This is a genomic window from Variovorax sp. Soil_C_39 (genome assembly GCF_057656815.1).
In genome coordinates this window covers 140,036-161,962 of sequence record NZ_JBDGJQ010000009.1, presented here as the reverse complement: position 1 = coordinate 161,962, position 21,927 = coordinate 140,036, and the positions used below count along the sequence as shown (strand labels likewise).

At 67.2% G+C, this 21,927-nt stretch carries 21 protein-coding genes; 2 read left to right on the top strand and 19 right to left on the bottom strand.

What is annotated here, in order from left to right:
* Positions 1 to 5: 5 nt before the first annotated feature.
* From AC3A6J_RS21645 to AC3A6J_RS21600, 10 genes are all read right to left on the bottom strand, one after another.
* On the bottom strand, positions 6 to 1,556 hold the full coding sequence (locus AC3A6J_RS21645; RefSeq protein ID WP_487862052.1) for an acyl-CoA synthetase: 1,551 nt from the start codon (positions 1,554 to 1,556) through the stop codon (positions 6 to 8).
* 2 nt (positions 1,557 to 1,558) lie between these two features.
* Positions 1,559 to 2,710 (bottom strand): thiolase C-terminal domain-containing protein, encoded by a 1,152-nt coding sequence (locus AC3A6J_RS21640; protein ID WP_487862051.1) that lies wholly within the window; start codon positions 2,708 to 2,710, stop codon positions 1,559 to 1,561.
* Complete coding sequence (locus AC3A6J_RS21635) at positions 2,707 to 3,123, bottom strand: Zn-ribbon domain-containing OB-fold protein (protein WP_487862050.1); 417 nt, start codon at positions 3,121 to 3,123, stop codon at positions 2,707 to 2,709. Before AC3A6J_RS21635 ends, AC3A6J_RS21640 begins: the two co-directional genes overlap by 4 nt.
* Entirely contained in the window at positions 3,120 to 3,983 is an 864-nt protein-coding gene (locus AC3A6J_RS21630) for a MaoC/PaaZ C-terminal domain-containing protein (protein ID WP_487862049.1), read from the bottom strand. The genes AC3A6J_RS21635 and AC3A6J_RS21630 overlap by 4 nt, the downstream gene beginning before the upstream one ends.
* A gap of 9 nt (positions 3,984 to 3,992) precedes the next feature.
* Positions 3,993 to 4,910, bottom strand: coding sequence for an SDR family NAD(P)-dependent oxidoreductase (locus AC3A6J_RS21625; protein ID WP_487862048.1), 918 nt, complete (start codon positions 4,908 to 4,910; stop codon positions 3,993 to 3,995).
* A gap of 135 nt (positions 4,911 to 5,045) precedes the next feature.
* Positions 5,046 to 6,014, bottom strand: a complete 969-nt coding sequence (locus AC3A6J_RS21620) for a Bug family tripartite tricarboxylate transporter substrate binding protein (protein WP_487862047.1) — start codon at positions 6,012 to 6,014, stop codon at positions 5,046 to 5,048.
* A 42-nt stretch (positions 6,015 to 6,056) separates the two neighbouring features.
* Positions 6,057 to 7,154: an alcohol dehydrogenase catalytic domain-containing protein gene (locus AC3A6J_RS21615; RefSeq protein ID WP_487862046.1), complete on the bottom strand. Its 1,098-nt coding sequence runs from the start codon at positions 7,152 to 7,154 to the stop codon at positions 6,057 to 6,059.
* Positions 7,155 to 7,159: 5 nt separating this feature from the next.
* Positions 7,160 to 8,584, bottom strand: a complete 1,425-nt coding sequence (locus AC3A6J_RS21610; protein WP_487862045.1) for an aldehyde dehydrogenase family protein — start codon at positions 8,582 to 8,584, stop codon at positions 7,160 to 7,162.
* Position 8,585: 1 nt separating this feature from the next.
* Positions 8,586 to 9,854 carry a cytochrome P450 family protein gene (locus AC3A6J_RS21605; protein WP_487862044.1) on the bottom strand — a complete coding sequence of 423 codons (1,269 nt, stop codon included), beginning with the start codon at positions 9,852 to 9,854 and terminating at the stop codon, positions 8,586 to 8,588.
* Between the two features lie 154 nt (positions 9,855 to 10,008).
* Positions 10,009 to 10,470, bottom strand: coding sequence for a cupin domain-containing protein (locus tag AC3A6J_RS21600; protein WP_487862043.1), 462 nt, complete (start codon positions 10,468 to 10,470; stop codon positions 10,009 to 10,011).
* Between the two features lie 273 nt (positions 10,471 to 10,743).
* Between AC3A6J_RS21600 and AC3A6J_RS21595 the strand changes: the two genes are divergently transcribed.
* Positions 10,744 to 12,399, top strand: coding sequence for an HAL/PAL/TAL family ammonia-lyase (locus AC3A6J_RS21595; protein WP_487862042.1), 1,656 nt, complete (start codon positions 10,744 to 10,746; stop codon positions 12,397 to 12,399).
* 27 nt (positions 12,400 to 12,426) lie between these two features.
* Positions 12,427 to 13,074, top strand: coding sequence for a GntR family transcriptional regulator (locus AC3A6J_RS21590; protein ID WP_487862041.1), 648 nt, complete (start codon positions 12,427 to 12,429; stop codon positions 13,072 to 13,074).
* 80 nt (positions 13,075 to 13,154) lie between these two features.
* On the opposite strand, the gene AC3A6J_RS21585 is transcribed toward AC3A6J_RS21590, so the two are convergent.
* The 9 genes from AC3A6J_RS21585 to AC3A6J_RS21545 form a co-directional block, all read right to left on the bottom strand.
* Entirely contained in the window at positions 13,155 to 13,907 is a 753-nt protein-coding gene (locus tag AC3A6J_RS21585) for an SDR family oxidoreductase (RefSeq protein WP_487862040.1), read from the bottom strand.
* Positions 13,904 to 14,887: a zinc-binding dehydrogenase gene (locus tag AC3A6J_RS21580; RefSeq protein WP_487862039.1), complete on the bottom strand. Its 984-nt coding sequence runs from the start codon at positions 14,885 to 14,887 to the stop codon at positions 13,904 to 13,906. Before AC3A6J_RS21580 ends, AC3A6J_RS21585 begins: the two co-directional genes overlap by 4 nt.
* Positions 14,884 to 15,399: a lipocalin-like domain-containing protein gene (locus tag AC3A6J_RS21575; RefSeq protein ID WP_487862038.1), complete on the bottom strand. Its 516-nt coding sequence runs from the start codon at positions 15,397 to 15,399 to the stop codon at positions 14,884 to 14,886. The genes AC3A6J_RS21580 and AC3A6J_RS21575 overlap by 4 nt, the downstream gene beginning before the upstream one ends.
* Complete coding sequence (locus AC3A6J_RS21570) at positions 15,396 to 16,190, bottom strand: hydroxypyruvate isomerase family protein (RefSeq protein WP_487862037.1); 795 nt, start codon at positions 16,188 to 16,190, stop codon at positions 15,396 to 15,398. The genes AC3A6J_RS21575 and AC3A6J_RS21570 overlap by 4 nt, the downstream gene beginning before the upstream one ends.
* Before the next feature lie 2 nt (positions 16,191 to 16,192).
* Positions 16,193 to 17,200 carry a Bug family tripartite tricarboxylate transporter substrate binding protein gene (locus AC3A6J_RS21565; RefSeq protein ID WP_487862036.1) on the bottom strand — a complete coding sequence of 336 codons (1,008 nt, stop codon included), beginning with the start codon at positions 17,198 to 17,200 and terminating at the stop codon, positions 16,193 to 16,195.
* A gap of 41 nt (positions 17,201 to 17,241) precedes the next feature.
* The gene (locus AC3A6J_RS21560) at positions 17,242 to 18,789 is read right to left on the bottom strand and encodes an acetolactate synthase large subunit (protein WP_487862035.1); all 1,548 of its coding nucleotides are present in this window, start codon (positions 18,787 to 18,789) and stop codon (positions 17,242 to 17,244) included.
* A gap of 184 nt (positions 18,790 to 18,973) precedes the next feature.
* Positions 18,974 to 19,882 carry a LysR family transcriptional regulator gene (locus AC3A6J_RS21555; protein WP_487862034.1) on the bottom strand — a complete coding sequence of 303 codons (909 nt, stop codon included), beginning with the start codon at positions 19,880 to 19,882 and terminating at the stop codon, positions 18,974 to 18,976.
* A gap of 144 nt (positions 19,883 to 20,026) precedes the next feature.
* Complete coding sequence (locus tag AC3A6J_RS21550) at positions 20,027 to 20,992, bottom strand: Bug family tripartite tricarboxylate transporter substrate binding protein (RefSeq protein WP_487862033.1); 966 nt, start codon at positions 20,990 to 20,992, stop codon at positions 20,027 to 20,029.
* Between the two features lie 5 nt (positions 20,993 to 20,997).
* Positions 20,998 to 21,831 (bottom strand): hydroxypyruvate isomerase family protein, encoded by an 834-nt coding sequence (locus tag AC3A6J_RS21545; RefSeq protein WP_487862032.1) that lies wholly within the window; start codon positions 21,829 to 21,831, stop codon positions 20,998 to 21,000.
* Between the last annotated feature and the right edge of the window lie 96 nt (positions 21,832 to 21,927).

The window sequence follows — 21,927 nt, the reverse complement described above, 5'->3', positions numbered from 1 at the left end:
GGGCTTCAGCCAACCAGGCTGCGCCCCGCCCAGTACGGATCCCGCAGTTCCTTCTTCATGAGCTTGCCCATCGGCGTCCTCGGGAGCTTGTCCACGAATTCGACCGACCGGGGCACCATGTACCGGGCCAAGCGGCTCTTGCAATGCCCGATCAGGTCCTCCGCCAGCGCCGCAGAGGGCGCATGCCCTTTGGAGAGCTCGACGATGGCCTTGACTTCCTCGCCCATCTCGTCGCTCGGAACACCGATCACGGCAGCGTCCACCACCGACGGGTGCTCGATGAGCACGTCTTCGATCGCCTGGGGATAGATGTTGACTCCTCCCGAGATGATCGTGAACGCCTTCCGGTCGGTGAGGTAGAGATAGCCATCGGCATCGACGACGCCGACATCGCCGCCCGTCACCCAGTTCATGTGGTCGGGGTGCCGTGCCGCCTGGGTCTTCTCGGGATCGTTGAGGTACTCGGGAAGCATGCCGGGCCGTCCGACGAAATACACCAGCCCGACCTGTCCTGCGGCGGCCGGCGATCCGTCTTCCCGGCACACCTTCACGCGCGCGGGGTCCGCCAGTCCCACGGAGCCAGGGTGCAGGAGCCACTCCTCGCAGCTGATCGAAGTGATGCCTGCGCTGTCCGTGCCGCCGTAGTACTCGTGGACGATGGGGCCCCACCAGTCGATCATCCGTCGCTTCACGTCGATCGGACAAGGCGCCGCGGCGTGCACCGCCACCCGATGGGAGGAAAGGTCGAACCCGCTGCGGATCTCCGGGTCCAGTTTCAGCATCCTGACGAACATCGTCGGCACCCACTGCGAGTGCGTCACCCGGTAGCGTTCGATCAAGGCGAGGGCGCCTTGCGCATCGAACTTGTCCATCATGACGATTGTTCCGCCCGCCATGTGCACCGCACGGCAGAAACGCAGCGGCGCACCGTGATACAGAGGCGCTGGCGAGAGGTAGACAGTGTTGTGGTCGAAGCCGTAGAGCGCGCCGGTCTCGCCCCAGCCCGGCCATGTGTCGGAGGCCGGCATGTCGGGTGCCGGCCGCAGCACGCCCCTGGGTTTGCCGGTCGTGCCGGACGTGTAGGACATGACGGTGCCCATCCGCTCCTCGTTCAGCGGCGAGGCGCTGAACGCCGCGATGGCCGCCTCATACCCGTCCCAACCCGGCAGCGATCCGCCTGCGACGAGCCGGATCGCGCAGCCCGGGATCCGATCGCCCAGCGCCTGCGCGGCATCCGCCTGCTGGACCGTGGTGAAGACCGCCTTGGCGCCGCAGTCATTGATCACGTAGGCCAGTTCCTCGGCAGTGAAGTAGCGGTTCACCGGCACGGCACAAAACCCCGACCGCAGCGCCGCCCAGATCAGGGCCATGTAGGAGAGATGGTTCTCCATATAGATGGCGATGCGGTCGCCCCGGCGCAGCCCGCGTGCGTGCAGCAGGCGCGCCACCCGGATGGACTCCGCGTCCAGCTGCCCGTACGTCATGCTGACGCCAGTCCGCGCATGAATGATTGCCGGCTTGTCTGCCGCTGCCTTGGCTTGGGTTCCGATGTACACGGCTATTCTCGTGTTGGTTGGCTGCCCAGGACGATGGTCCCGGCCGTTGCGAACATGCCCCCGACGCCGTGGCACATGGAGACGTTCACAACCCCTTGCTGCGCGGGGGCGGTGCCTCGCACCTGCCGGACGCTCTCCTGCAGCGCGAACATGCCGTACATGCCCGAATGCGTATAGCAGAGGCCGCCGCCATTGGTGTTGACGGGCAGCCTGCCTCCCGGCGACGTGTGTCCTTGCGCGATGAATGCAGCAGCCTCGCCGGGTGCGCAGAAACCGAGGTCCTCGAGGCCGTACAGCGGAAGGTGGGCAAAGGCGTCGTAGATCATCAGGTGATCAACGTCCTTGTGGGCGATGCCGGCGCTCTCTAGGGCGGCCCTGCCGGAATCGCGGAAGGCGCGGGAGCTCGTGAGGTCCGCCATCTGGCTGACCATCGGGGATTCGGCGCTTTCGCCGGTGCCGCACACATAGACCGGCTTGCCCGAAAAGTCGGCCGCCCGATGCGCCGCCACCAGCACCAGGGCGCCCCCGCCGTCGGTGAGCGGGCAACACATCGGCAGCGTGAACGGATACGCGATGACCTTCGCGGCAAGGACCTCGTCGACGCTCATGGGCTCCTTGAGCAGCGCACGTGGGTTGAGGGCCGCCCATTTGCGCTGTGCGACGACGACCTGCGCGAGCGCCGCGGTCGTGAGGCCGTGCTGTTTCAGGTACCGCAGGACCGGCACGGTGAACATGGTCGACGATGAGATCGCGCCGAAGGGCGCTTCGAACTGGCCTGCCAGCGAACCGGGCGGGGGAGGCCAGGGCAATGGGCTGCCCGCCACCTTGGATTTGCCGCTTTCCGCATGGACGATGAGCACCGTCTTGCACAGCCCCGCGGAGATCGCGGCCGCCGCGTGGCGCACGTGGAGCATGAAGGAACAGCCGCCGACCGCAGTGCCGTCAAGCCAGGCCGGACGTACGCCCAGGTAGTGGGCAAGCAGGACCGGGGACTCTCCTGCGGTCGCGATGCCGTCCACGTCGCGGGCCGTCATGCCGGCGTCGGCCAGCGCCCGCAGCGCCGCGTCGGCGGCCAGTCCGATCTGGGACTGGTCGGGGATGTGGCCCAGGCGCTCCGTCTCGGAGGCGCCGATGATTGCCGTTCCCCGTGTCATTCTTCGCCCGCAGGTTCGAACAGCGGCAGCGTGATGTCGGCCGTCTGGCGGACGAACACCACGCGAAGCGGCATGTCCAGCTTCAGGTGCTCCGGCGTCTGCGGGCAGTTGATCACATTGCACATCAGCGTGGGGCCTTCCTCGAGCCGCACGATCGCGACCGAGTAGGGCGCCTCGATGCCGGGTGCAGGCCTTGCGCTGATCACATAGCTGAGGAGCGTCGCCGCGCCGCTTGCCCGATGCACGCTCACGTTTCGCGAGTTGCAGGCCGGACAGAACGCGCGCGGAGGGAAGTAGACGTCGCCGCAGTCGGCGCAGCGCTGCAGCAGCAACTGCCCCTGGGCCGTCCCATGCCAGAAGTGCGCCGTCTCGGGCGTGGGGCGCGGCAGCAGTCGTTCGTTGGCATCCGTCATTGCGGCTCCAGCAAGGCAAGCTCGCCGGCATCGAGCACCGTCACGTTGCGGTCTTCAGCGATACAGCGGAAGCGGTACTCCCGGTGTCCAGCCCGGTAGAACTGGGTCCGCAGCCGCTCACCCGGGTAGATGGGGCTTGCGTAGCGAGCCCGGACGCGAGCGATCCGATCGGCATCGCCATCGCACACGGTGCGGATCGCTGCCGCGCCCGCGTAGCCCAATGTGCAGAGTCCATGCAGGATCGGCTTCGGGAAGCCTGCGCGATGTGCCACCTCCGGATCGACATGCAGCGTGTTCCGGTCCCCGTTGAGCCGGTAGAGCTGGGCTGCGTTGACAGGCACCTGGACCGTCTCTTCGGCATCCGCGATGCCGTCGGGAATCCATGCCGCCTTGCCTGGCCGATCGGGACCGGCCGCGGCTTCGACCCCCGCGCTTGGAAAGACGAAGCATCCCCCCACGGTAGCCATGTGATGGCCGCCGTCCGACCGCAGGATGCGCTGCTCGAAGTAGATGGACACACTCTTGCCCGGACCGCGATCGACGACCTGCGTGATGCGGCCGTGCACGACGACGGCGCAGGCCGCAGGCAGCGGATGGTGGACCTCGAGGCTGCTCTCGCCATGCAGCATCCGGCGAACGTCGATGCCGTTCTCCGGATCGCGAAGCCAGGGCAACTGGTGTGCAAGCACCATGGCGAACATCGGCGTGCACTTCAACTTCTCATCGAACACGTACTCGAGTTCTGCGTCGGACGGCGCCCCCATGCCGATGCTCAGCGCATAGAGCGCGACGTCCTTCCGGTCATACGCAACGGGAACCTGCAACGGCGGCAGGGCCCGGATTCGTTCCAGGTTCAGCATCGCCGTGCGTCAGATCGGGTCCCAGCAGACCACATCGCGATGCGATTGAACCGGCAGGAAGTCGTTGCGGAATGAAGGCAGCATCGTGGCCGCGATGCTTTGCGGATCCCATCCGTCCGCCTTGTGGACCGATCGGACGATCCGGGGCTGGCTGAAAAGATAGATCTCGTTGCCTCGCGCACCGAAGACCTGGCCGGACACGTCCTTGGCCAGGTCGCTTGCCAGGAACACCGACAAGGGGGCGATCTGCTCGGCCTTCATCGTCTCCTTCTGCTTGCGCATGCGCTCGCCGTGCTCGGCGTCGCGGATCGGAACCGACTCCAGCAGCTGACTCCAGGCCCACGGCGCGATGACGTTGGACCGCACGCCGAAGCGCGCCATGTCCAGTGCGATCCCGGTCGACAGGCCCACCACACCCATCTTGGCGGCTGCATAGTTCACCTGCCCCACGTTGCCGATGAGCGCCGATGACGAACTGAAGTGGACGTAGCAGCCGGCGTTCTGCTGCTTGAAGAAGGGGGCCGCCGCACGCGAAACGTTGTAGTAGCCGTAGAGGTGCACCTTGACTACCGCATCCCATTCGGCGTCGCTCATGTTGAAGAACATCCGGTCTCGCAGGATGCCGGCATTGTTGACGACGCAGTCGATGCGTCCATAGGTGTCCATCGCCCGAGCGATGATGCGGCTAGCCGCGGCGGGGTCGGAGATGTCCTCGCAGGATGCGACGGCTTTCCCGCCGCCGGCGACGATGTCCTCGACGACACGGTCGGCAAGCGAGGCCATGCTCCCATCGTCGCCGTTGGCCTTCGCGATATCCGCAACCACCACACAAGCGCCGGCGGCAGCGGCTTGGGTCGCAATCGCGCGGCCGATCCCCTGGCCGGCACCGGTGACCACGACGACTTTGTTATCCAGGGTCTTGTTCATACGATCTAGTTCGGGTTCCGTGGAGATGAAGGATTTGAAGCGTAGGCCCCATCTGCGTTGGGTGCGATGCGCGTCGCGCACGTGTTCGGTCCGCGGACAGATCGCCACCCTGGCGGGGGCGGAATGCCCCGCCTGCTACTCGACCTTGATGTTCGCCTTGGCGATCACCTCACGGAAGTGCTGCTGCTCGAGGCGAAGGAACTGGGCGAACTGTTCGGAAGTCTTGCCGCCTACTTCGCTGCCGTCCCGGGTATAGAACGCCACGTAGTCCGGGCGCCTCGCGGCGTCGGCGAAGGTGCGGTTCAGAAGCCCCATCACGTCTGGCGGGATCCCGGATGGCGCGAAGAGGCCGGTCCAGGCCGTGGCGACGATGCTGCCCAGGCCTGCTTCGGAGAAGGTCGGCAACTCGGGTGCGATCGGGATGCGCTTACCTGCCGCCACGGCGAGCGCGCGGAGCTTGCCGGACTTGACGTGCTGTTCGCATGCGCCCCACACAGTCAAGCCGACCTGGATGTGCCCGGCGATGAGATCGATGATGTCCGCTCCCGGGGAGCGATACGGGACTTCGTTCATCACAAGCCCGGTTTCGATCTTCAAGCGCTCGCCGGTGATCTGGAGAAAGCTTGCCGGGCCGCCGGAACCGTAGCTCAGCGCGTTGGGGCTGGCCTTGCCGTACGCGACGAGTTCGCGGCCATTCCGGGCCGGTACCGACGGGTTGACCAGGAGCACCAGCGGGCCCTGTGAGAGATCAGTGAGCGGCAGCAGGTTCTGGAAGATGCGGGCGCCTTCCGAAGGCCGCACGGCGTCGTTCACTGTCAGGCTGACCGTGGCATTCAGCAGGGTGTGTCCGTCGTGCGGCGCCCGCATGACTTCCTGTGCAGCGATCACGCCATTGGCGCCTGGCCGGTTGTCCACGATCACGGCGTACTTGAGCAGCTCCGAGACCGTGGGCGCGATCCGGCGCAACGCCACATCGGCCGGCCCGCCGGGAACGGATGACGTGACCACGCGGATCGGCTTCGACGGGAAGGCCGCGGACTGCGCCCATGCTCCGCAGGCGAGAGTTGAAGATGTGGCCAGAAGCCAGTCGCGCCGGTTCACCATGTCGGACCTCCTAATGAATGTTGCAGTTGGAAAGAGATCGCCTTAGATGGCCAGCACCGTGCGGATGCCGTCGCCATTGCGCAGGTCGCGCAGTGCGTCGTTTACTTCGTGCAAGGGCCGTTCCTTCGTGACGAGCTTGCCGAGGTTCAGAGCGCCTTCGCAGCACAAGCGGAAATACCGGGGCAGATCACGCTGCGCGTGGCTGTTGCCGAGGTAGGACCCCTTGACCTGCAATTGCCGCAGCACCATGTCGAGGGCGCCGACCGACACCGGCTCGGAGGGCTTCGCGACGCCGATCATCACGATGGTTCCACCCTTGCGGACCACCGCCGCGGACAGGGCCAGGGTCTCGGGGCTACAGACGCCGTCGAACACGAAGTCGAACCCGATGCCGCCGGTCAGGTCCAGGCAGCGCCGGCGGCATGGATCGCCCGCGCTGTCCAGGATGTGGTGCGCGCCGAAGTCCGTCGCATGCAGGCGGCGGCCCTCATGCCGGTCCATGCCGACGGCAAGCCGCGCGCCTGCCACGCGAAGTGCCTGGATCGTCGAAAGGCCGACGGCGCCGAGGCCGATCACGGCTGCCGTCGCGTCCTGCGGAACCGCTGCCACGTTGGCGACCGACCCCATGCCCGTTTGCACCGCGCAGCCCATCGTCGCGGCATGGGCGAGCGGGATCGCGTCGGGCACCGGGACCACGCCGGTGCGCTCCACCAGGACGTACTCGGCAAAGGCGCCCAGCCGGAGGCCCCGCGTGAGCGGAACGCCATGCAGCCACAGCCGTGCGTCGCTGCCCGCCGGGCCCGATGTGCGCGAGCTCTCCGCCGCGGCGCACAGGACGGGTTGGTTGCGCAGGCAGAAGTAGCAGGTGCCGCACGCGGGCTTCATCGAGACGACGACCCGCTGCCCCAGCGCCAGATCATCGACGCCGGCGCCGAGCTGCGCGATGGTGCCGGAGGCCTCGTGGCCGAGCACGGCGGGAATCGGGTACGCCACCTTGCCGTCCGCAAGCGCCAGGTCCGTGCTGCAGACGCCGCAGTGCCTGATCCGCACCAGCACTTCACCCGCGCGGGGATCGTCGATCTCCACCTCGTCGACCATCCGCAGGGGTTGGCCCGGCTGCTCGAGGATGGCCGCCTTCATCGTTCTCATGCGACAGCCCCCACCGGCCGGTGCAGCAGCTTGCGCACCAGGAATTCATCGCAGCCCCATTCCCCGAACTCGTAGCCGAGACCGCTGTCCTTCATGCCGCCGAAGGGGATCGATGGCTCCGGCGGCGTCGCATGCTGGTTCACGAACAGGTTCACCGCGTCGAGCCGGCCGACCACCGCAGCCGCCCGTTCGACGTCCGAGGACCAGACCGAGCCCCCGAGCCCGAACTCGGAATGGTTGGCCATGGCGACGGCTTCGTCCTCGTCGTCGAACGGCAGGATCGGCAGCGCGGGGCCGAACTGTTCTTCGCGGACGAGCCGGCTGCTGTGCGGCATATCGACCACGATGGCCGGCCGAATGAAATGTCCCGGCCACTCCAGCGGCGACGTGCCGCCTGCGACGATTCGACCACCCGCGGCGACTGCGTCGTAGAGCAGCGCCTTCACATGATCGAATTGCCGGCGGTTGTTCAACGGCCCCATCTGCACATCGGCCAGCAGGCCCGGGCCGAGCCGCCAGCCATTGGCCAGCGCGGCCATCTTCTCCACCAGCGGTTCATGGAGGCGCCGATGCACGTAGAGCCGCTTCACGGCGCAGCACACCTGCCCGGCATTCATGAAGGCGCGCTCGAACAAGGGTGCGGCGCATGCGTCGATGTCGGCGTCCTCCAGCACGATCGCCGCGTCGTTGCCGCCCAGTTCGAGCGTGAGTCGCTTCAGCGTCGCTGCCGCGCTCGCCATGATCGTCCTTCCGGTGGGGGTCGAACCGGTGAAGGAGATCTTCGCAACGCCCGGGTGGCTGACGATCGCTGCACCGACCTCGGCGCCACCGCTGACGGTGTTCATCACGCCCGCCGGCAGGCAACCGGCGAAGAGCTTCGCGATCGCAAGCGTGGTAAGGGGCGTCGTCGGCGCGGGCTTGACGACGACCGTGTTGCCCGCCCAGAGCGCCGGCCCCAGCTTCATGGTCAGCAGCACGATCGGGAAGTTCCACGGGACCACGAGTCCGACGACACCCACGGGCGCACTCACGGCCAGCACGGTCCGGCCGGCCTCGCGCAGGATCACTTCGCTTGCCCGGGGCGCCTTCGCAGCGAAGTACGCCAAGTGCGCTTGCGCGGACTGCAGCTCGCGCCTCGCGGCCGGCAGCGGCTTGCCCTGTTCCCGGCTGAGCAGGATGGCCAAAGCTTCCAGGTCGGCGCCCAGCACATCGGAGCAGCGTTGGAGCGCGTTGGCACGCGCGACAGGATCGCGCGCCCAGGCGGCCAATGCGGACGCAGCCGAGACGACGGCATCGTCGACGTCGGCTTTCGTGCTGCCGGGCGCGTGGGCGATGGGGGTCAGGTACGCAGGATCCTCGACCACGTACCAGTCTCCACTGGCGGCATCGTGTCCGCCGCAGATGTTGAAGCGGCGCTCCATCTCAGATTTTGACCTGCGGGCGGCTGCCGAGGCGCACCGGCAGCGACCGCGTTCCCCGGATCACTGTGCCCAGCCAGGGAATGTCTTCCGGGCTGCAGCCGAGTTCGACCTCGGGGAACGCCTGGAGGAAACGTCCGACCGCGGTTTGCGCTTCCAGTCGTGCCAGATGCGAGCCGACGCAGAAATGTATTCCGCTTCCGAAAGCCATGTGCTGCTTGATCTTGCGGCGGATGTCGAACTTGTCCGGTTCCTCGAACCTCAGGGGATCGCGGTTGAGGGCCGCCAGGACCACCTGAACGATGCTGTTCTCCGGGATCACCGAGTTCCCGATCATCACGTCGGCCGTGGTGACGCGGAAGGTGGTGTAGGGCACGGGACCGTCGTACCGCAGCGTTTCCTCCAATGCATTCCTCAGCAATGAACGGTCCTGCACGAGCAGTTGCTTCTGCTCAGGATTCAGCATCAGGTGCAAAAGCGCATTGCCGATCAGCCCGACCGTCGTCTCGTGGCCCGCGATCAGGAGCAGGTACGCCATGCTCTTGGCTTCTTGGAGCGTGAGCGCATTCGACGCATGGCGCGCAGCCATCATGGCGCTGAGCAGGTCCGGCTGCTCGTCGGGCTGGGAGCCTTCGGCCACCGCATCGCTCTTCGACTGGATGAGGTTCGCAAGGTACGCCTGCAGCAGCCCGATGGAGCCCGTCTGTTCGGCGTGGCCGGGCGTCATGGCCCACTCAGCCCATTGCCTGAAGTTCGTGCGGTCGCCCTCTGGAACGCCGAGGATCGTGCAGATGGTGGTGATGCCGATCGGGTAGGCGAAATCGCCGATGAGATCCACCTCGGAACGACCGCTCATCTGCGCGATCAGTCGATCAACCAGCTGCTCCACGCTGTCCCTGACCTGCTCGAGCCGCCGCGGCGTGAATGCAAGCATGACCAGCGAGCGCAGGCGCGTGTGGTCGGGCGGATCGGAATTCAGCAGATTGCCCGGCACCGTGCCACCGATGGGCGAGCCCGCGCCCGGCCCGCTGCGCCCCTGCGCGGTGATGGCCCTGTGCAGATGCTCCGAACCCTTTGCCACGTCGGGATGGGTCATTGTTTGGAGCGCTTCCGCCCACCGCGTGACCAGGTAGACCTCGGTGCCCACAGGGGTCTTGACCCGCACCACGGGACCTCGGTCCGCAAGCTTGGCGTACTCGGGAAACGGATTGAGCGTCGATGGAAGGGGCGGCAGTTCGACGATCTCGCCCTTGGAATCTCGTGCTATGTGCATGGTGGGCCTGCGTGGTTGGCGTTGAAATGGAGCGGACCGGAAAGCGATGCAGATCTGGTGCTCTCTCGATGCTAGAGGCGCATCCTCGCGCGCAAGGCGCAACGCAGGATTTGTCCGCGCCGTGGACAGCTGTTAGGCTCTGGTGGCTGCACAGCTATCGTTTGGGCTGCCCCATCTCATCGACGTCTGTCGTCACGCTGGGGCCGATCCCGATGATCTGCAGTTCCACTTCCTCATCCTTGGCGCCATCGAAGTGGATCTTGTTCCCATGGCGAACCACGAGACTTCCTGCGGGAACTGGAAAGGTCGCGTCCTTGCTGCCCGACGGACCGGCGCCAACCCACCAGGTGCCTTTGAGCACAAGGATGTATCGGGTCTCCCTATGGAAGTGAGGGGGGCTCATGAAGCCAGGAGGGAACTTCACACGGGCGACGTAGGACTCCGGTTGTGTCGGATCGCCGGCCAGCAATGCGATGGGGAAGTTCGGGCCGAAACGGCTGGGAACGTATTTGATATCCGCAGCACGGACAATCTGCATGACGTCTGCGGGCGGATCCGCCAGAGCGTTGCCAGCAGAGAACCAACCGAGGGCGATCATCGCGTAGCGGAAGTTCACGGCTTCTCCTCGGGTCTGAATCAGGCGGTATTCGGCGGCCAATGTGAGCGCATTGGCAGGACAAGAAGTACTGAGTCAGCGTACGCCGCGGGGCCTCGCACGGGCTCAAGATTCCCGCGCATGTTCGGTGTGCGGACACATCTGGCGTCTTCCGGAGCAAGGCATCAGTTCAGCCACGCGGGCGCGTACATGCGCGCCCCTGCAGCGACGAAGTCACCGCGGGTTGAACCCGTGAAGTTTCATAGATAATATATGCTTTTAACTGGGCAGCCTATGAACACCGAACATGCTCCTGTCATCCTCGATGGAAAAGGCCTGACTCCCGCGTCGCTGATCGCCGTCGCACGAGAGCACCAACGGCTCGAGTTGGACAAAGAGTGCAGGAGAGCGCTTGCCCAGGCGCGCGAGTACATAGAGACAAACTGGCTGACTGACGCGGCGCCCCTCATGTATGCCTTCAATACCGGCGTTGGCTCGCTCAAGAGCCTGCGGATCGGGGCGAAGGATGTTGTCGCTTTCCAGACGAACCTGATTCGGTCGCACTCGGCTTCCACAGGTGAGTTGATGCCCAAGGAGGTCGTTCGGGCGATGATGGTCTTGCGAGTGAATGCCTTTGCAAGCAATCACTCCGGCGTTCGACTTGCGATGGTCGACCGCTTGGTCGACATGCTCAACCACGGCATCACGCCGATCGTCGCATCGAAAGGCAGCGTCGGTGCGAGTGGTGATCTTGCACCGCTGGCGCTGATGGCGGGGGCGATGATGGGAATGCCCGAGAGCAAGGTCGAATACGAGGGCGAGGTGCTCTCAGCGGCCGCTGCGTTCGAGCGAGCGGGCCTTGCGCCGACCCTGGACGTGCAGGCCAAGGACGCGACGGCGCTGATCAACGGGGCAACTGCTTCCCTGGCCTACGCGGTGCTTGCAGCGCATGACGCCCGCGCTCTGCTTTCAACTGCAACGGTCTCGCTTGCTCTTTCGCTCGAGGCTTTGCGCGCGGATGTCGCGTGCTTCCAGGATCGCGTCATGCTGGCGCGGCCCCACAAAGGCCAACGGCGTGTGGCCGCGTCCATCCGCAAGCTCATCGAGAGTTCGGCGCGCTGTACGGAACCGGCGCGGCAGATCGTTCTATGGGGAACGCCGAATGCCGAGAAGTCGGCAGTCGGTCTGCCGCAGAAGCCGCCTCTGTCGCCGAGGATTCAGGACGCGTACTCCCTGCGCTGTGCGCCGCAAGTTCATGGGCCCGTTCTGGACGCTCTCGACTACATCGACGGCATTCTCCAGACGGAGATGAACAGCGCGACCGACAACCCTCTTATCTTTCCGGAAGAAGATGCTTACGAGATCATCTCCGCGGGTCATTTCCACGGCCAGTACATCGCACAGGCCATGGACTTGCTCGCTCTGGTCGTTACTGATCTCGGTGCCATCTGCGATCGCCGCAGCGCGCGCTTGATTGATCCGGCTTGCAACTTCGGATTGCCTGCCAATTTGATTGCGGAGCGTCCTGGCGTGAATTCCGGATTCCCGACTGTGCAAAGCATGGGAACCGGTCTGGTTCTTGAGAACATGGGCCTGTGCAGTCCTGCCAGCGCGACCAGCTTGCCTGCAAAAGGCAACACCGAGGATCACATCAGCAACTCGTGCTTCGCTGCCCGGCGAAGCCGCACGGTGGTCGAGAATGCGCAAGCGGTCGTCACGGTCGAACTGCTTCTGGCTGCGCAAGCCCTCGATCTGAGCGAGCGCAACCTGAAGCAATTTTCGCTGGGGATCGGTAGCCAGGCCGCGCTCAAGGCCATACGAGCGGTCGTACCGGCAACGCTGGGCGAGGACCGCTGGGTCCATGATGACCTGGACACGCTCAAGAAGGCCGTCGTCGACGGTTCGATACTCGCCGCGGTCGAGGCCAGAGTGGGCTCGCTGGGTCTGTAGCCGGCAATACGAAAGCAATTCATCCCCATGTCGAACGATCTATCGAATTTGCCGTGGTCCGAGAAGATCGCGCGCATCCTGAAGGAGCGGATCGTCAATGGCACGCTCAAGGCAGGCGAGAAAGTCCTTCAGGACGCGATCGCCAAGGAGTTCGGCACCAGCCACATCCCGGTGCGGGAAGCATTCCGGCAGCTTCAGTCCGAGGGGCTGCTGGTTGCAATCGCCAGGAAGGGTGTGCGGGTTGCACCTTTGGATCTCGCGTCTGTCGTCGAAATCACGTTGATGCGTCAAGCTTTGGAACCACTAGCGCTGTCCGAGGCGATGAAGAAGATGACCAACGCCAGCCTTGCGCTGGCGAAAGCGGCCATCGCCGCGAGCGAAAAAGCCAAGAACATGCGAGATTGGGAAGAGGCGAACCGGCGCTTTCATATGGCCTTGTACGAGCCCTGCGGCATGCCGATCTTGCTCGATTCGATCAGGGAACTCCACGTCGCGAGAACACGCTACATGATTGGTGCCACCCAAGCCGAAGACTGGGATCCGACCTCGAGTGCCGATCATGTGGAAATTCTTCTTGCCGTCAGGTTTGGCGAGGTTGCACGCGCTGGCGAGTTGCTGAAAAAGCACATCGGTGAGTCGAGGTCTGTTCTAGTCAACGCAATCATCGAGCAGTAGCAGGCTGTGTGGCCCGCGCGAGGTTCCTGTGGCGTGCAGGCGGGCCATGGCCCCTTGCCTGCGCTGCTTCGCCCGGCCACTCATGCGCCGAAAGCCCGGTTGTGCGTTGGGCTGATCAGGATCTCGTTGACGCAGACCCGCGCCGGCATGCCGGCGACGAAGGCGATGGTCCGGCCCAGTTCGTCCTCCTGCAGCATGCGGGCGCGCTCCTGCGCCGGCACGGGCACCGGCCGCTGGTCGAGGATCGGCGTGTCCGTCTCGCCGGGCATGAGCACACAGGCGCGCAAGCCGTTGCGCCCTTCCTCCATGTTGAAGCTGTGCGTCAGCGCGACCACCGCATGCTTGGTCGCGTTGTACCCCGGCCCGACGATCGGCGATGCATGTCGGCCTGCCCACGACGCGACGTTGACGACGAGGCCCTCGCGCCGGGCCCGCATCGAGGGCAGCACGGCGTGCATGCACTGGAAGGTGCCGGTCAGGTTCACGTCCACGATCCGGCGCCAGTCGGCGATGCCGACCTCGGCCCAGGACCGCGCCGTGACGTTGATGCCGGCGCTGTTCACCAGCACGTCGACGGGTCCGACGTCGCGTTCGATGGCCACGAAGGTGGAGGCGACGGCCTCGCTGTCCGTCACGTCCAGCACGAAGCTGTGCGCCGTGCCGCCCTGCACGGCCACCAGTCGGGCCACGGCCTGCAGTGCGTCGGCCCGGCGGCCGCACAGGACGACGACGTGGCCGGCCTGCGCCAGGGCCAGCGCGGCGGCGCGTCCGATCCCGGAGCCCGCGCCGGTGATCCAGGCGATCCGCTGGGTTCTGTCTTCTTCTTGTGTCATGGTTGCAGGATCACCTTGCCGAATTGCTGGCGCGACTTCATCCACGCATGGGCCTGGGCCACGTCGTCCAGCGCGAACATCTTGTCGATCGGCATGCTGAAGCGCCCGGCCTGCAGCAGCGGGGCCACGTCGGCGAGCATGCGCGCGATGAGCGCGGCCACATCGTCGGCGGTGCGCGTGCGAAAGGTCACGCCCACCAGCGACAGCCGCTTGAGCGAAAGCAGGTCGAGGTCGACCGGCCCGGCCGTGCCGCCCATGCGTCCCACGCTCACGATGCGCGCGCCGAGCGCTGCGCAGGCCATGTTCTCGGCGAGCGCGGGAGCGCCCAGGTGGTCGACCACCACGTCCACGCCATGGCCGTTCGTCGCTTCCCGCACGGCGGCCTCGAGCGCGGGGCCGCTGTGCGCGGCCAGGGTCACGCCCAGCGCGCGCAGGCGCTCCCATTTGTCGGTCGAGGTGCTGGTGCCGATCACCTGCCCGGCGCCGAGCAGCCGTGCCAGTTGCACCGCGGCGATGCCGACCACCGAACTCGCGGCCTGCACGAGCACATGGTCGCCGCGCGCCAGGCGCCCGTTGCTGACGAGCGCGTCATGCGCCGTCATCAGCGCGGCCGGCCAGGCGGCCGCCTGTATTGCCTCCACGCCGGCGGGCACGCGCATGAGCAGGCGTTCGTCCACGCAGACCCGCTCCGCGTGCGCGCCACTGCACATCGCCATGACCTTGTCGCCGAGGCCGAAGGCCCGCACCTCCGCGCCGTAGCCCACGACCTCGCCGGCCATCTCGAGCCCGGCCACGCCGGCCGGCCCGCTGCCCGTCATGGCACGGAAGTGGCCGGTCTTCAGCGACAGGTCGGCCCGGTTCATGCCGGCCGCGAGCACCCTGACCAGCACTTCGCGCGGACCGGGCACGGCTTCCGGCACCTCCTGCAGCCGAGGCTGCGGCGCGCCGCTGTCGTCGCGCGCGATGAGCACGGCCCTCATGCGCCCACCCCGCTCGGGAGAACGTCCGGCTCGCGCACGAACTTCAACTCGTTGCAGGCCGGGCGGCCGTTGATCGACAGCGGCGCGGAGCGCAGCGCGAGCCGCGGTCGGTCGCCGGCGTCCTCGAACTGCCAGAACCGCTCCAGCGTGCGGCCTTCCCAATCCGGAAGGTGGCAGCCGATGACGCGGTGCGTCAGCTTGCGTTGGGCCGGATCGGTCTCGAAGCGGCAGAAGTACGAGAAATAGCCGTTGAAGGCGGCAACGATCTCGTCGGCCGAGCCGATGCCGCGCTCGGCCACCGAGGCGCGCACCGCCGAAAACTTCGGCCGGCCACGCTGCATCAGCGCGCCGGTCATGAAGCCGGCGTGCGTGTAGACGATCAGGCCTTCGGCATCGGCACCCATCGGAAACTCCACGCCGCCGTCGTCGTAGAGGATGCGGAACGACAGCAGGCGCCAGGTGCCGATCAGGGCCTGCACTTCGGTCACTGGTGCCCCCTTGGCGCTGCTCATTGCACATGCTCCGGCAGCAGGCCCAGCGCGCGCGCCCAGGCCAGCGAGTCGCTGGTAGTGCGGCGCGGCGTGTACTCCAGCCCGACCCAGCCGCTCCAGCCGCGCCGCTCCAGCAGCCCGAGGAAGGCCTGCAGGTCCAGTTCACCCTCGCCTGGCTCGTGGCGCCCGGGTGCGTTGCCGATCTGCACGTGCCCGACGTGCGGCCAGGCGATGTCGAGATCCTCCGCCAGCGCGTTCCCCTCCATCGCCACGTGATAGGTGTCAAAGCACAGCTTCAGGTTGCTGCGCGCCACCGATTCGATCAGGGCCACCGCATCCCTGTTGGCATGGAGCAGGTAGTCGGCGATTCGTGCGCTGCAGCAAGCCTCGATCAGGACCGTGAGCCCGTGCGCGCCAGCCACGTCGGCAGCCCAGCGCAGGTTCTCGCGCGCCACGGCGATGCAGTCGGCCCGCTTGGCACCGGCGGGCACGTTGCCCAGCGGCGCGTGGACCAATGGCCGGCCGCATTCGACGGCGTAGGCGACGGCGGCCCGGATCGTGGCGCGGAAGTCGTCCTCCCGGCCGGGCAGGCACGTCAGTCCGCGCTCACCCGCGTCCCAGTCGGTCGGCGAAAGGATCTGCACGAGCGCCAGGCCCGACGCCTCGAGGCCAGCGCGGTAGTCGCGCGCCGCGATCGCGTACGGAAACGCCACTTCGACGCCCCGGAATCCATCGGCCGCCGCGGCAGCGGCACGCTCGGCCATGGGGAGTTCGGTGTACAGCCAGCGCAGATTGGGATCGAGCCGGATCATGCTCAAGCCTCCTGCCGGATGCGGGCGACCTTGACCACCTCGGCCCAGCGCGCCCGGTCGTCCGCCTGGTACGCAGCGAGCGCCTGCGGCGAGCTCGCCATCGGTCGCACGTGGATGGTGGCCAGGCGTTGGCGTACATCCGGGCGCTCCAGCGCCGCCCGCACGGCGGCGTTGAAGGTGGTCGCCAGCGCCGGGTCCAACTTGCGCGGGGCGTAGAGCGCTCCCCACGACACCGCCACAACAGCCCGGTGACCCGCCTCGGCCGTGGACGGCACGTGCGGCAGGAACGGCGACCGCTCGCGGCTGGCCACGGCCAGCGCCCGCATCTTTCCGGCCTGGATGTGCGGCATGGACGAAGCCAGGGTGACGAAGGCGCACTGCAGTTCGCCGGTCATCAGCGCCACGTCCTGGTCCGTCGCGGTCTTGTAGGGAACGTGCAGCATGTCGATGCCGGCCGACATCTTGAAGAGCTCGCCTGCGAGATGGGTGATGCTGCCGACGCCGAAGGAGCCGTAGGCCAGTTTCCCGGGGCGTGCCTTGCCATCCGCGACGAGATCGCCGACGGACCGCACCGGCATCGAGGGCGTGACCACCAGCGCGTTCTCGACCTCCGCCACCATCGAGATCGGCGTGAAATCGGCCACCGGATCGAACGGCAGCGAGGTCCGCACGTTCGGCAGCACGGACTGCGTCGACGATGCGCCGAAGAACAGCGTCGATCCGTCGCCGGGCGCTCGCGCGGCGGCGGACGCGGCAATGGCGCCCGACGCGCCGGGGCGGTTGTCCATGACGATCGGCAGGCCGAGTTCCTCGGCCATGCCCGCACCCAGCGCACGCGCGATCACATCCGCCGATCCGCCGGGGCCGAATGGAAGAATCATGGTCACCTTGCGCATGGGCAGCGCAACGCGGGCGTGCGCAATCGTCGCTGCCAGCCCGAGGCCGGCGGCAAGGACCGTCCGGCGTCTGACCGGGCGCGGCCCACGGTTGCCGATGTCGAGGGTGTTCATGCGTGTCTCCTTCGTTTCAGTTGCAGCTGCAATCGGCCAACTCACACCATGAGCTCGATCAGGAACGGACCGCGCCGGGCAAAGCTGGCGCGCATGAGGTCGGCGCATTGCTCGAGGGTGGTGGCCCTGGCGGCCTCCACGCCCATGCCGTGGGCCAGGCTGACCCAGTTCAGCGGCGGATTGCCCAGGTCCAGCATGGACATCGCAGTGGTGCCCGGCGTGGCCCCGGCGCCGACTTTGCGGTATTCGCCGATGAGGATGTTGTATTTGCCGTTGTTGATGATGATGGTCGTCACCGGAAGCTGCTCGCGGGCCTGGGTCCACAGCGACTGCACCGTGTACATGCCCGAGCCGTCGGCCTGCAGGCTGATCACGCGACGCTGACGGCCTGCCGCCAGTGCGGCACCCGTGGCCACGGGCATGCCGTCGCCGATGGCACCACCGGTAAGGTGCAGCCAATCATGCGCGGGTGCACTGTGGGTGAAGCGGTAGAAGTGGCGGCCGTAGGTGGCGCTTTCCTCGGAGACGATGGCGTCCTCGGGCATCAGCGCGGCCAGCGTCTGCGCCAGGCCTTCGGGCGACGGTGCGCCGCGTGCGGGTTCAGGCCGCTGTCCGGCATCGGGCATTTCGGCATCCGGCACGTCCAACGCCTGGGCCAGCGCGCGCAGGGCTTCCTCCGCATCCTGGTCGGGCCGCGACAGCACATGGAACCGGGTGCCCGGCGCGTACTGCAGCGACGACACGCCGGGGTACCCGAAGAAGGCGACTGGCGGGCGCGCGTTCACCAGCACGATCTGCCGGTAACGCCCGAGCGCCGCCAGCGCCTCATCACGCGCGTACGGCACTCGATCGATCGGCAGGCGGCCGCGCCCACGCTCGAGGCGTGCGTTCACGAAGTCGGCCATCAACATGGCGCCGGTCGCCTTTGCGATACGCCAGGCCAGGCGCTGCGCTTCGCCCAGTACGGCGCCGCCGGCCAGCAGCAGCAGCACGTCGTCCCGCCCGCGCAGCATGCGGGCCGCGCCTTCGATGGCCGAGGGATCGATCGGCGGCGACACGGGTGCCGCCTTCGGCGCGCCGACCTTGCCGCCTTCCTCCCACGACACATCGGCGGGCAGGATCAGTGTGGCGATCTGGCCGCCTGAAGCGCGTGCGGCGCCGATCGCCTCGACGGCATCGCGGCCGAGCTCTGCCGCATGCGTGCTGGTGCGCACCCAGGCCGAGACGGTCTGCGCCATGCCCGCCGTATCGGAAGTCAGCGGCGCGTCGAAGGGACGGTGGAAGGTCGCCTGGTCGCCCACGATGTTGACGATGCCGCTGCGCGCCCGGCGGGCGTTGTGCAGGTTGGCCATGCCGTTGGCGAAGCCCGGGCCGCAGTGCAGCAGTGTGCAGGCCGGCTTGCGCGCAATGCGGAAATAGCCGTCGGCCATGCCCGTCACGACGTTCTCTTGCAAACCGAGCACGGATTGCATCCCGGGCACGGTGTCCAGCGCCGCGACGAAGTGCATTTCGCTCGTGCCGGGGTTGGCGAAGCAGGTGTCGACGCCCGAGGCCAGCAGCGTCTTCACCAGGCTCGTGGCGCCGTTCATCGGGCTCGCCCCGTCTTCACTCCGCAGGCAGATGTGATATCGAACATGGTTGGTCTCCTGCCGACGATTAGAAAAGCCGGCCCGGGTCGCGTCCAATACTGTTGCTCGCCCGATCGATAAGTAAATCCGATCGATAGTCCAGGGCAGGGCAGGGCGGAGCGGGGCGGGGCGGGGCCCGTCGCGGTCAGGCGGGGGGCTGCGAGACGAACCGATGCGCGACGTCGACCAGCGCGGCCAGTGCGGTGTTGAGATTGCCCGCCAGCCAAACCAGCGCCAATCCCGCGCGCGGCTCCGGCGCCGCGAACCGGCGTATGGCGACGCCCTGGACCTGGATGGCCCTTGCACGTGACTCGGTGAGGATCGTGAGACCGGTTCCCGCGGCCACGGCGCGCAGCATGTGCTCCTCGTCGGGCTCGTGGAGGACGATCCGCGGAGAGCCTTCGCCCCAGATCTGGCCGAACATCATGCGATAGAAGCCCGGGGCGCGCTCGGCGGATCCGGTCACGATCGGTTCGTCGGCGAGGTCCGCGACACGGATGCGTTGGCGCCGCGTCAGGCGATGGGATCGCGGCAAGCCGACCACGAGCGCCTCGCTGCCGATCGGCAGCACCTGCAACTGACCGACTGCCGGGTCTGCCAGCTCCAGCGGCGAGCGCACGAAAGCCGCGTCGAGCTTGCCGTCGAGCAGATCCTCGATGCTCTTGGCCGTGTACTGGGAATTGATCTGCAATTGCAGCGCGGGCGCCTCGCTGCGCAGCATCTCCACGATCGCGCTCGAGGCACCGCCGGCCGCCGACCGGGCGAAGTTCAAGCGCAGGGTGCCTTCGCGGCCGAGCACGAAAGCATGCATGCGGTGGCCGACCTGATCCGCCAGCTCGAGCAGGCGCTGCGCCTCGGCGAACAGCACCGCGCCGGCCTCGGTGAGCTCGACGCGGCGGCTCGACCTGGCCAGCAACGCGACGTTGAACTCGGCCTCGAGCGCCTGGACGTTCTGCGTGAGCGCGGGTTGGGCTACATGCAGGCGCTGCGCGGCGCGCCCGAAGTGCAGCTCCTCTGCCAGCACGACGAAATAGCGAAGGCGGCGCAGGTTCATGTAGGTGAAGGTTTGCTCGTCAATCCTCGCCGACTTTAAGCCCGTTGGGGGCAACGGCCATCGGGGGCGTCCGGGCGGGCTGCGCCGCTCGATGCCCGCTGCGATCGAGTTCGAGGTTGGGGAGCGCCCCAGGCGGGGCGTAGCTCAGCTTTCCAGCTTGATGCCGGCGGCCTGGACCACGCGGCGCCAGCGCGCATGGTCGCGCTTCTGGTAGTCGGCCAGTTCTTCCGGCGTGCTTGCAAGCACGCGCGTGACGATCGCGTTGAAGCGCGCCTTCAACTCGGGTCGCTCCAGCGAGCTCTGGGCTGCCGCATTCAGCCGCGCGACCTCGGCGGCGTCCAGCTTCGCGGGCCCGTACAGGGCCGCCCAGGACACCGCGACGATCCCCGGAAATCCGGCTTCGGCCGTGGTGGGCAGCGCCGGCAGAAAGTCCGAGCGCTGCGTGCTGGCCAGCGCGAGCGCATGCATGCGGCCAGCCCGGATGTGCGGGATGGCCGTCGCGAGCGTGGCGAAGGCGAACTGGAGCTGCCCGCTCAGCAAGGCCACGTCGACTTCGGAGTTCGCCTTGTAGGGCACATGGATCGCGTCCACGCCTGCGGCCATCCTGAACAGCTCGCCGGCCAGGTGCGTGATGCCGCCCGCGCCCGAGGAACCGAAAGCCAGCTGCCCGGGCCGCGCCTTGCAATAGGCCACCAGCTCGGCCATGCTCTTGACGGGCAGCGTTGGGCTGACGACCAGCGCGTTCTCCACCTCGGCGACCATCGAGATCGGGGTGAAGTCGGCCACCGCGTCGTAGGGCAGTCTGGGCGATGCCGCCGGCAGCACCGCATGTGTGCTGGACCCGCCGAGGAGGAGCGTGCGGCCGTCGGGCGCGGCACGCGCGGCCGCTGCCACGCCGATCGTGCCCGAGGCGCCGGTGCGGTTGTCCACGATCACCGGCACGCCGAGGTCACGGCTCATGCCTTCAGCCAGGGAGCGCCCGATGGTGTCGAGCGAGCCTCCCGCGCTGTAGGGCACGATCAACCTGATCGGCTTGTCCGCGGCGGCGAACTGCGCGCGCGCGCCGGCGGCCCATGCGAGGCCCAGCGACAGCAGCGAGCGGCGGTGCATACAAGTCAAAGTTGCGTCTCCTCTTGCCATCCTGGAGTGGCGCGGATGCCATAACGATCTGCCCAACGCAGGCTCGCTCGCGAGCTGCCGGTGGGCCGGTACTCGCAACTGAATGCGCCACGATAACCGAGGCGTTGCGCTTCGACGATGATGGCGTGCACGTCGTGTCCCGATTCGTCGGGGCCCCGGCGATCCGGCGCAAAGGCAATCTGCACGTAAGACAGCAACGGCATTGCGCGGCGCAGTTCGGCATGCACTTGCGCCATGTCGTGCCCGTGCTCCCACTGCACGTGATGGAAGTCCAGCACGATGCCGAGATTGGCCGCACCGATGCGCTCGGCCAGATCGATCACCTGGTGCACGGTGTTGACCGGGTACCTCGGGAAGTCACGTCGGCACACCGGCTCCAGCACGACGCGCAGGCCGTGCTCGGAGGCCCGCATGCAGGCCCAGCGCAGGTTGTCGAGCAGCAAATGCGCGCATTCGGCCGGGTCGGCACCCTCGGGCACGTTGCCGGCCGGGGGGTGAATCAGCGGGCGGCCGAGTTCCAGTGCATAACGTATCGCCTCGTGCATGCCGGCCTGAAATTCTTCCTGCCGCCCGGGCACGGCGGCCAGACCGCGATCGCCGGCGCCCCAATCGCCCGGTGCGGCCAGCAGGTAGAGGAAGCGCAGGTCATGGCGCAGCAGCGACGCGCGCAGTTCTGCCAGCGGTAGCTCGTAGGGCAGGCTCAGGTCCACCGCGCGGAAGCCGCAGGCGGCCGCCGCGCGGAAGCGTTCGGCCAGCGGCCATTCGGTGAACAGCCATCTCAGGCTGGCGGCGATCAGCGGTGTCTCCATGGTTGCGCATTGGAATCGGTACCCCACGACGCGTCCAATACTGTGATTGCGCGGATCGATAAGATTGCGTTATCGATGGACCCGAAAGTTGTAGGG

Bases quoted from the DNA above. Each gene is read 5' to 3' on its own strand.
- AC3A6J_RS21620 (WP_487862047.1), bottom strand. From the start codon at position 6,014: ATGGTGAACCGGCGCGACTGGCTTCTGGCCACATCTTCAACTCTCGCC.
- AC3A6J_RS21550 (WP_487862033.1), bottom strand. From the start codon at position 20,992: ATGCACCGCCGCTCGCTGCTGTCGCTGGGCCTCGCATGGGCCGCCGGC.
- AC3A6J_RS21580 (WP_487862039.1), bottom strand. From the start codon at position 14,887: ATGAGGGCCGTGCTCATCGCGCGCGACGACAGCGGCGCGCCGCAGCCT.
- AC3A6J_RS21595 (WP_487862042.1), top strand. From the start codon at position 10,744: ATGAACACCGAACATGCTCCTGTCATCCTCGATGGAAAAGGCCTGACT.
- AC3A6J_RS21615 (WP_487862046.1), bottom strand. From the start codon at position 7,154: ATGAAGGCGGCCATCCTCGAGCAGCCGGGCCAACCCCTGCGGATGGTC.
- AC3A6J_RS21590 (WP_487862041.1), top strand. From the start codon at position 12,427: ATGTCGAACGATCTATCGAATTTGCCGTGGTCCGAGAAGATCGCGCGC.
- AC3A6J_RS21585 (WP_487862040.1), bottom strand. From the start codon at position 13,907: ATGACACAAGAAGAAGACAGAACCCAGCGGATCGCCTGGATCACCGGC.
- AC3A6J_RS21575 (WP_487862038.1), bottom strand. From the start codon at position 15,399: ATGAGCAGCGCCAAGGGGGCACCAGTGACCGAAGTGCAGGCCCTGATC.
- AC3A6J_RS21605 (WP_487862044.1), bottom strand. From the start codon at position 9,854: ATGCACATAGCACGAGATTCCAAGGGCGAGATCGTCGAACTGCCGCCC.
- AC3A6J_RS21625 (WP_487862048.1), bottom strand. From the start codon at position 4,910: ATGAACAAGACCCTGGATAACAAAGTCGTCGTGGTCACCGGTGCCGGC.
- AC3A6J_RS21570 (WP_487862037.1), bottom strand. From the start codon at position 16,190: ATGATCCGGCTCGATCCCAATCTGCGCTGGCTGTACACCGAACTCCCC.
- AC3A6J_RS21545 (WP_487862032.1), bottom strand. From the start codon at position 21,831: ATGGAGACACCGCTGATCGCCGCCAGCCTGAGATGGCTGTTCACCGAA.
- AC3A6J_RS21555 (WP_487862034.1), bottom strand. From the start codon at position 19,882: ATGAACCTGCGCCGCCTTCGCTATTTCGTCGTGCTGGCAGAGGAGCTG.
- AC3A6J_RS21630 (WP_487862049.1), bottom strand. From the start codon at position 3,983: ATGCTGAACCTGGAACGAATCCGGGCCCTGCCGCCGTTGCAGGTTCCC.
- AC3A6J_RS21565 (WP_487862036.1), bottom strand. From the start codon at position 17,200: ATGAACACCCTCGACATCGGCAACCGTGGGCCGCGCCCGGTCAGACGC.
- AC3A6J_RS21640 (WP_487862051.1), bottom strand. From the start codon at position 2,710: ATGACACGGGGAACGGCAATCATCGGCGCCTCCGAGACGGAGCGCCTG.
- AC3A6J_RS21560 (WP_487862035.1), bottom strand. From the start codon at position 18,789: ATGAACGGCGCCACGAGCCTGGTGAAGACGCTGCTGGCCTCGGGCGTC.
- AC3A6J_RS21610 (WP_487862045.1), bottom strand. From the start codon at position 8,584: ATGGAGCGCCGCTTCAACATCTGCGGCGGACACGATGCCGCCAGTGGA.
- AC3A6J_RS21635 (WP_487862050.1), bottom strand. From the start codon at position 3,123: ATGACGGATGCCAACGAACGACTGCTGCCGCGCCCCACGCCCGAGACG.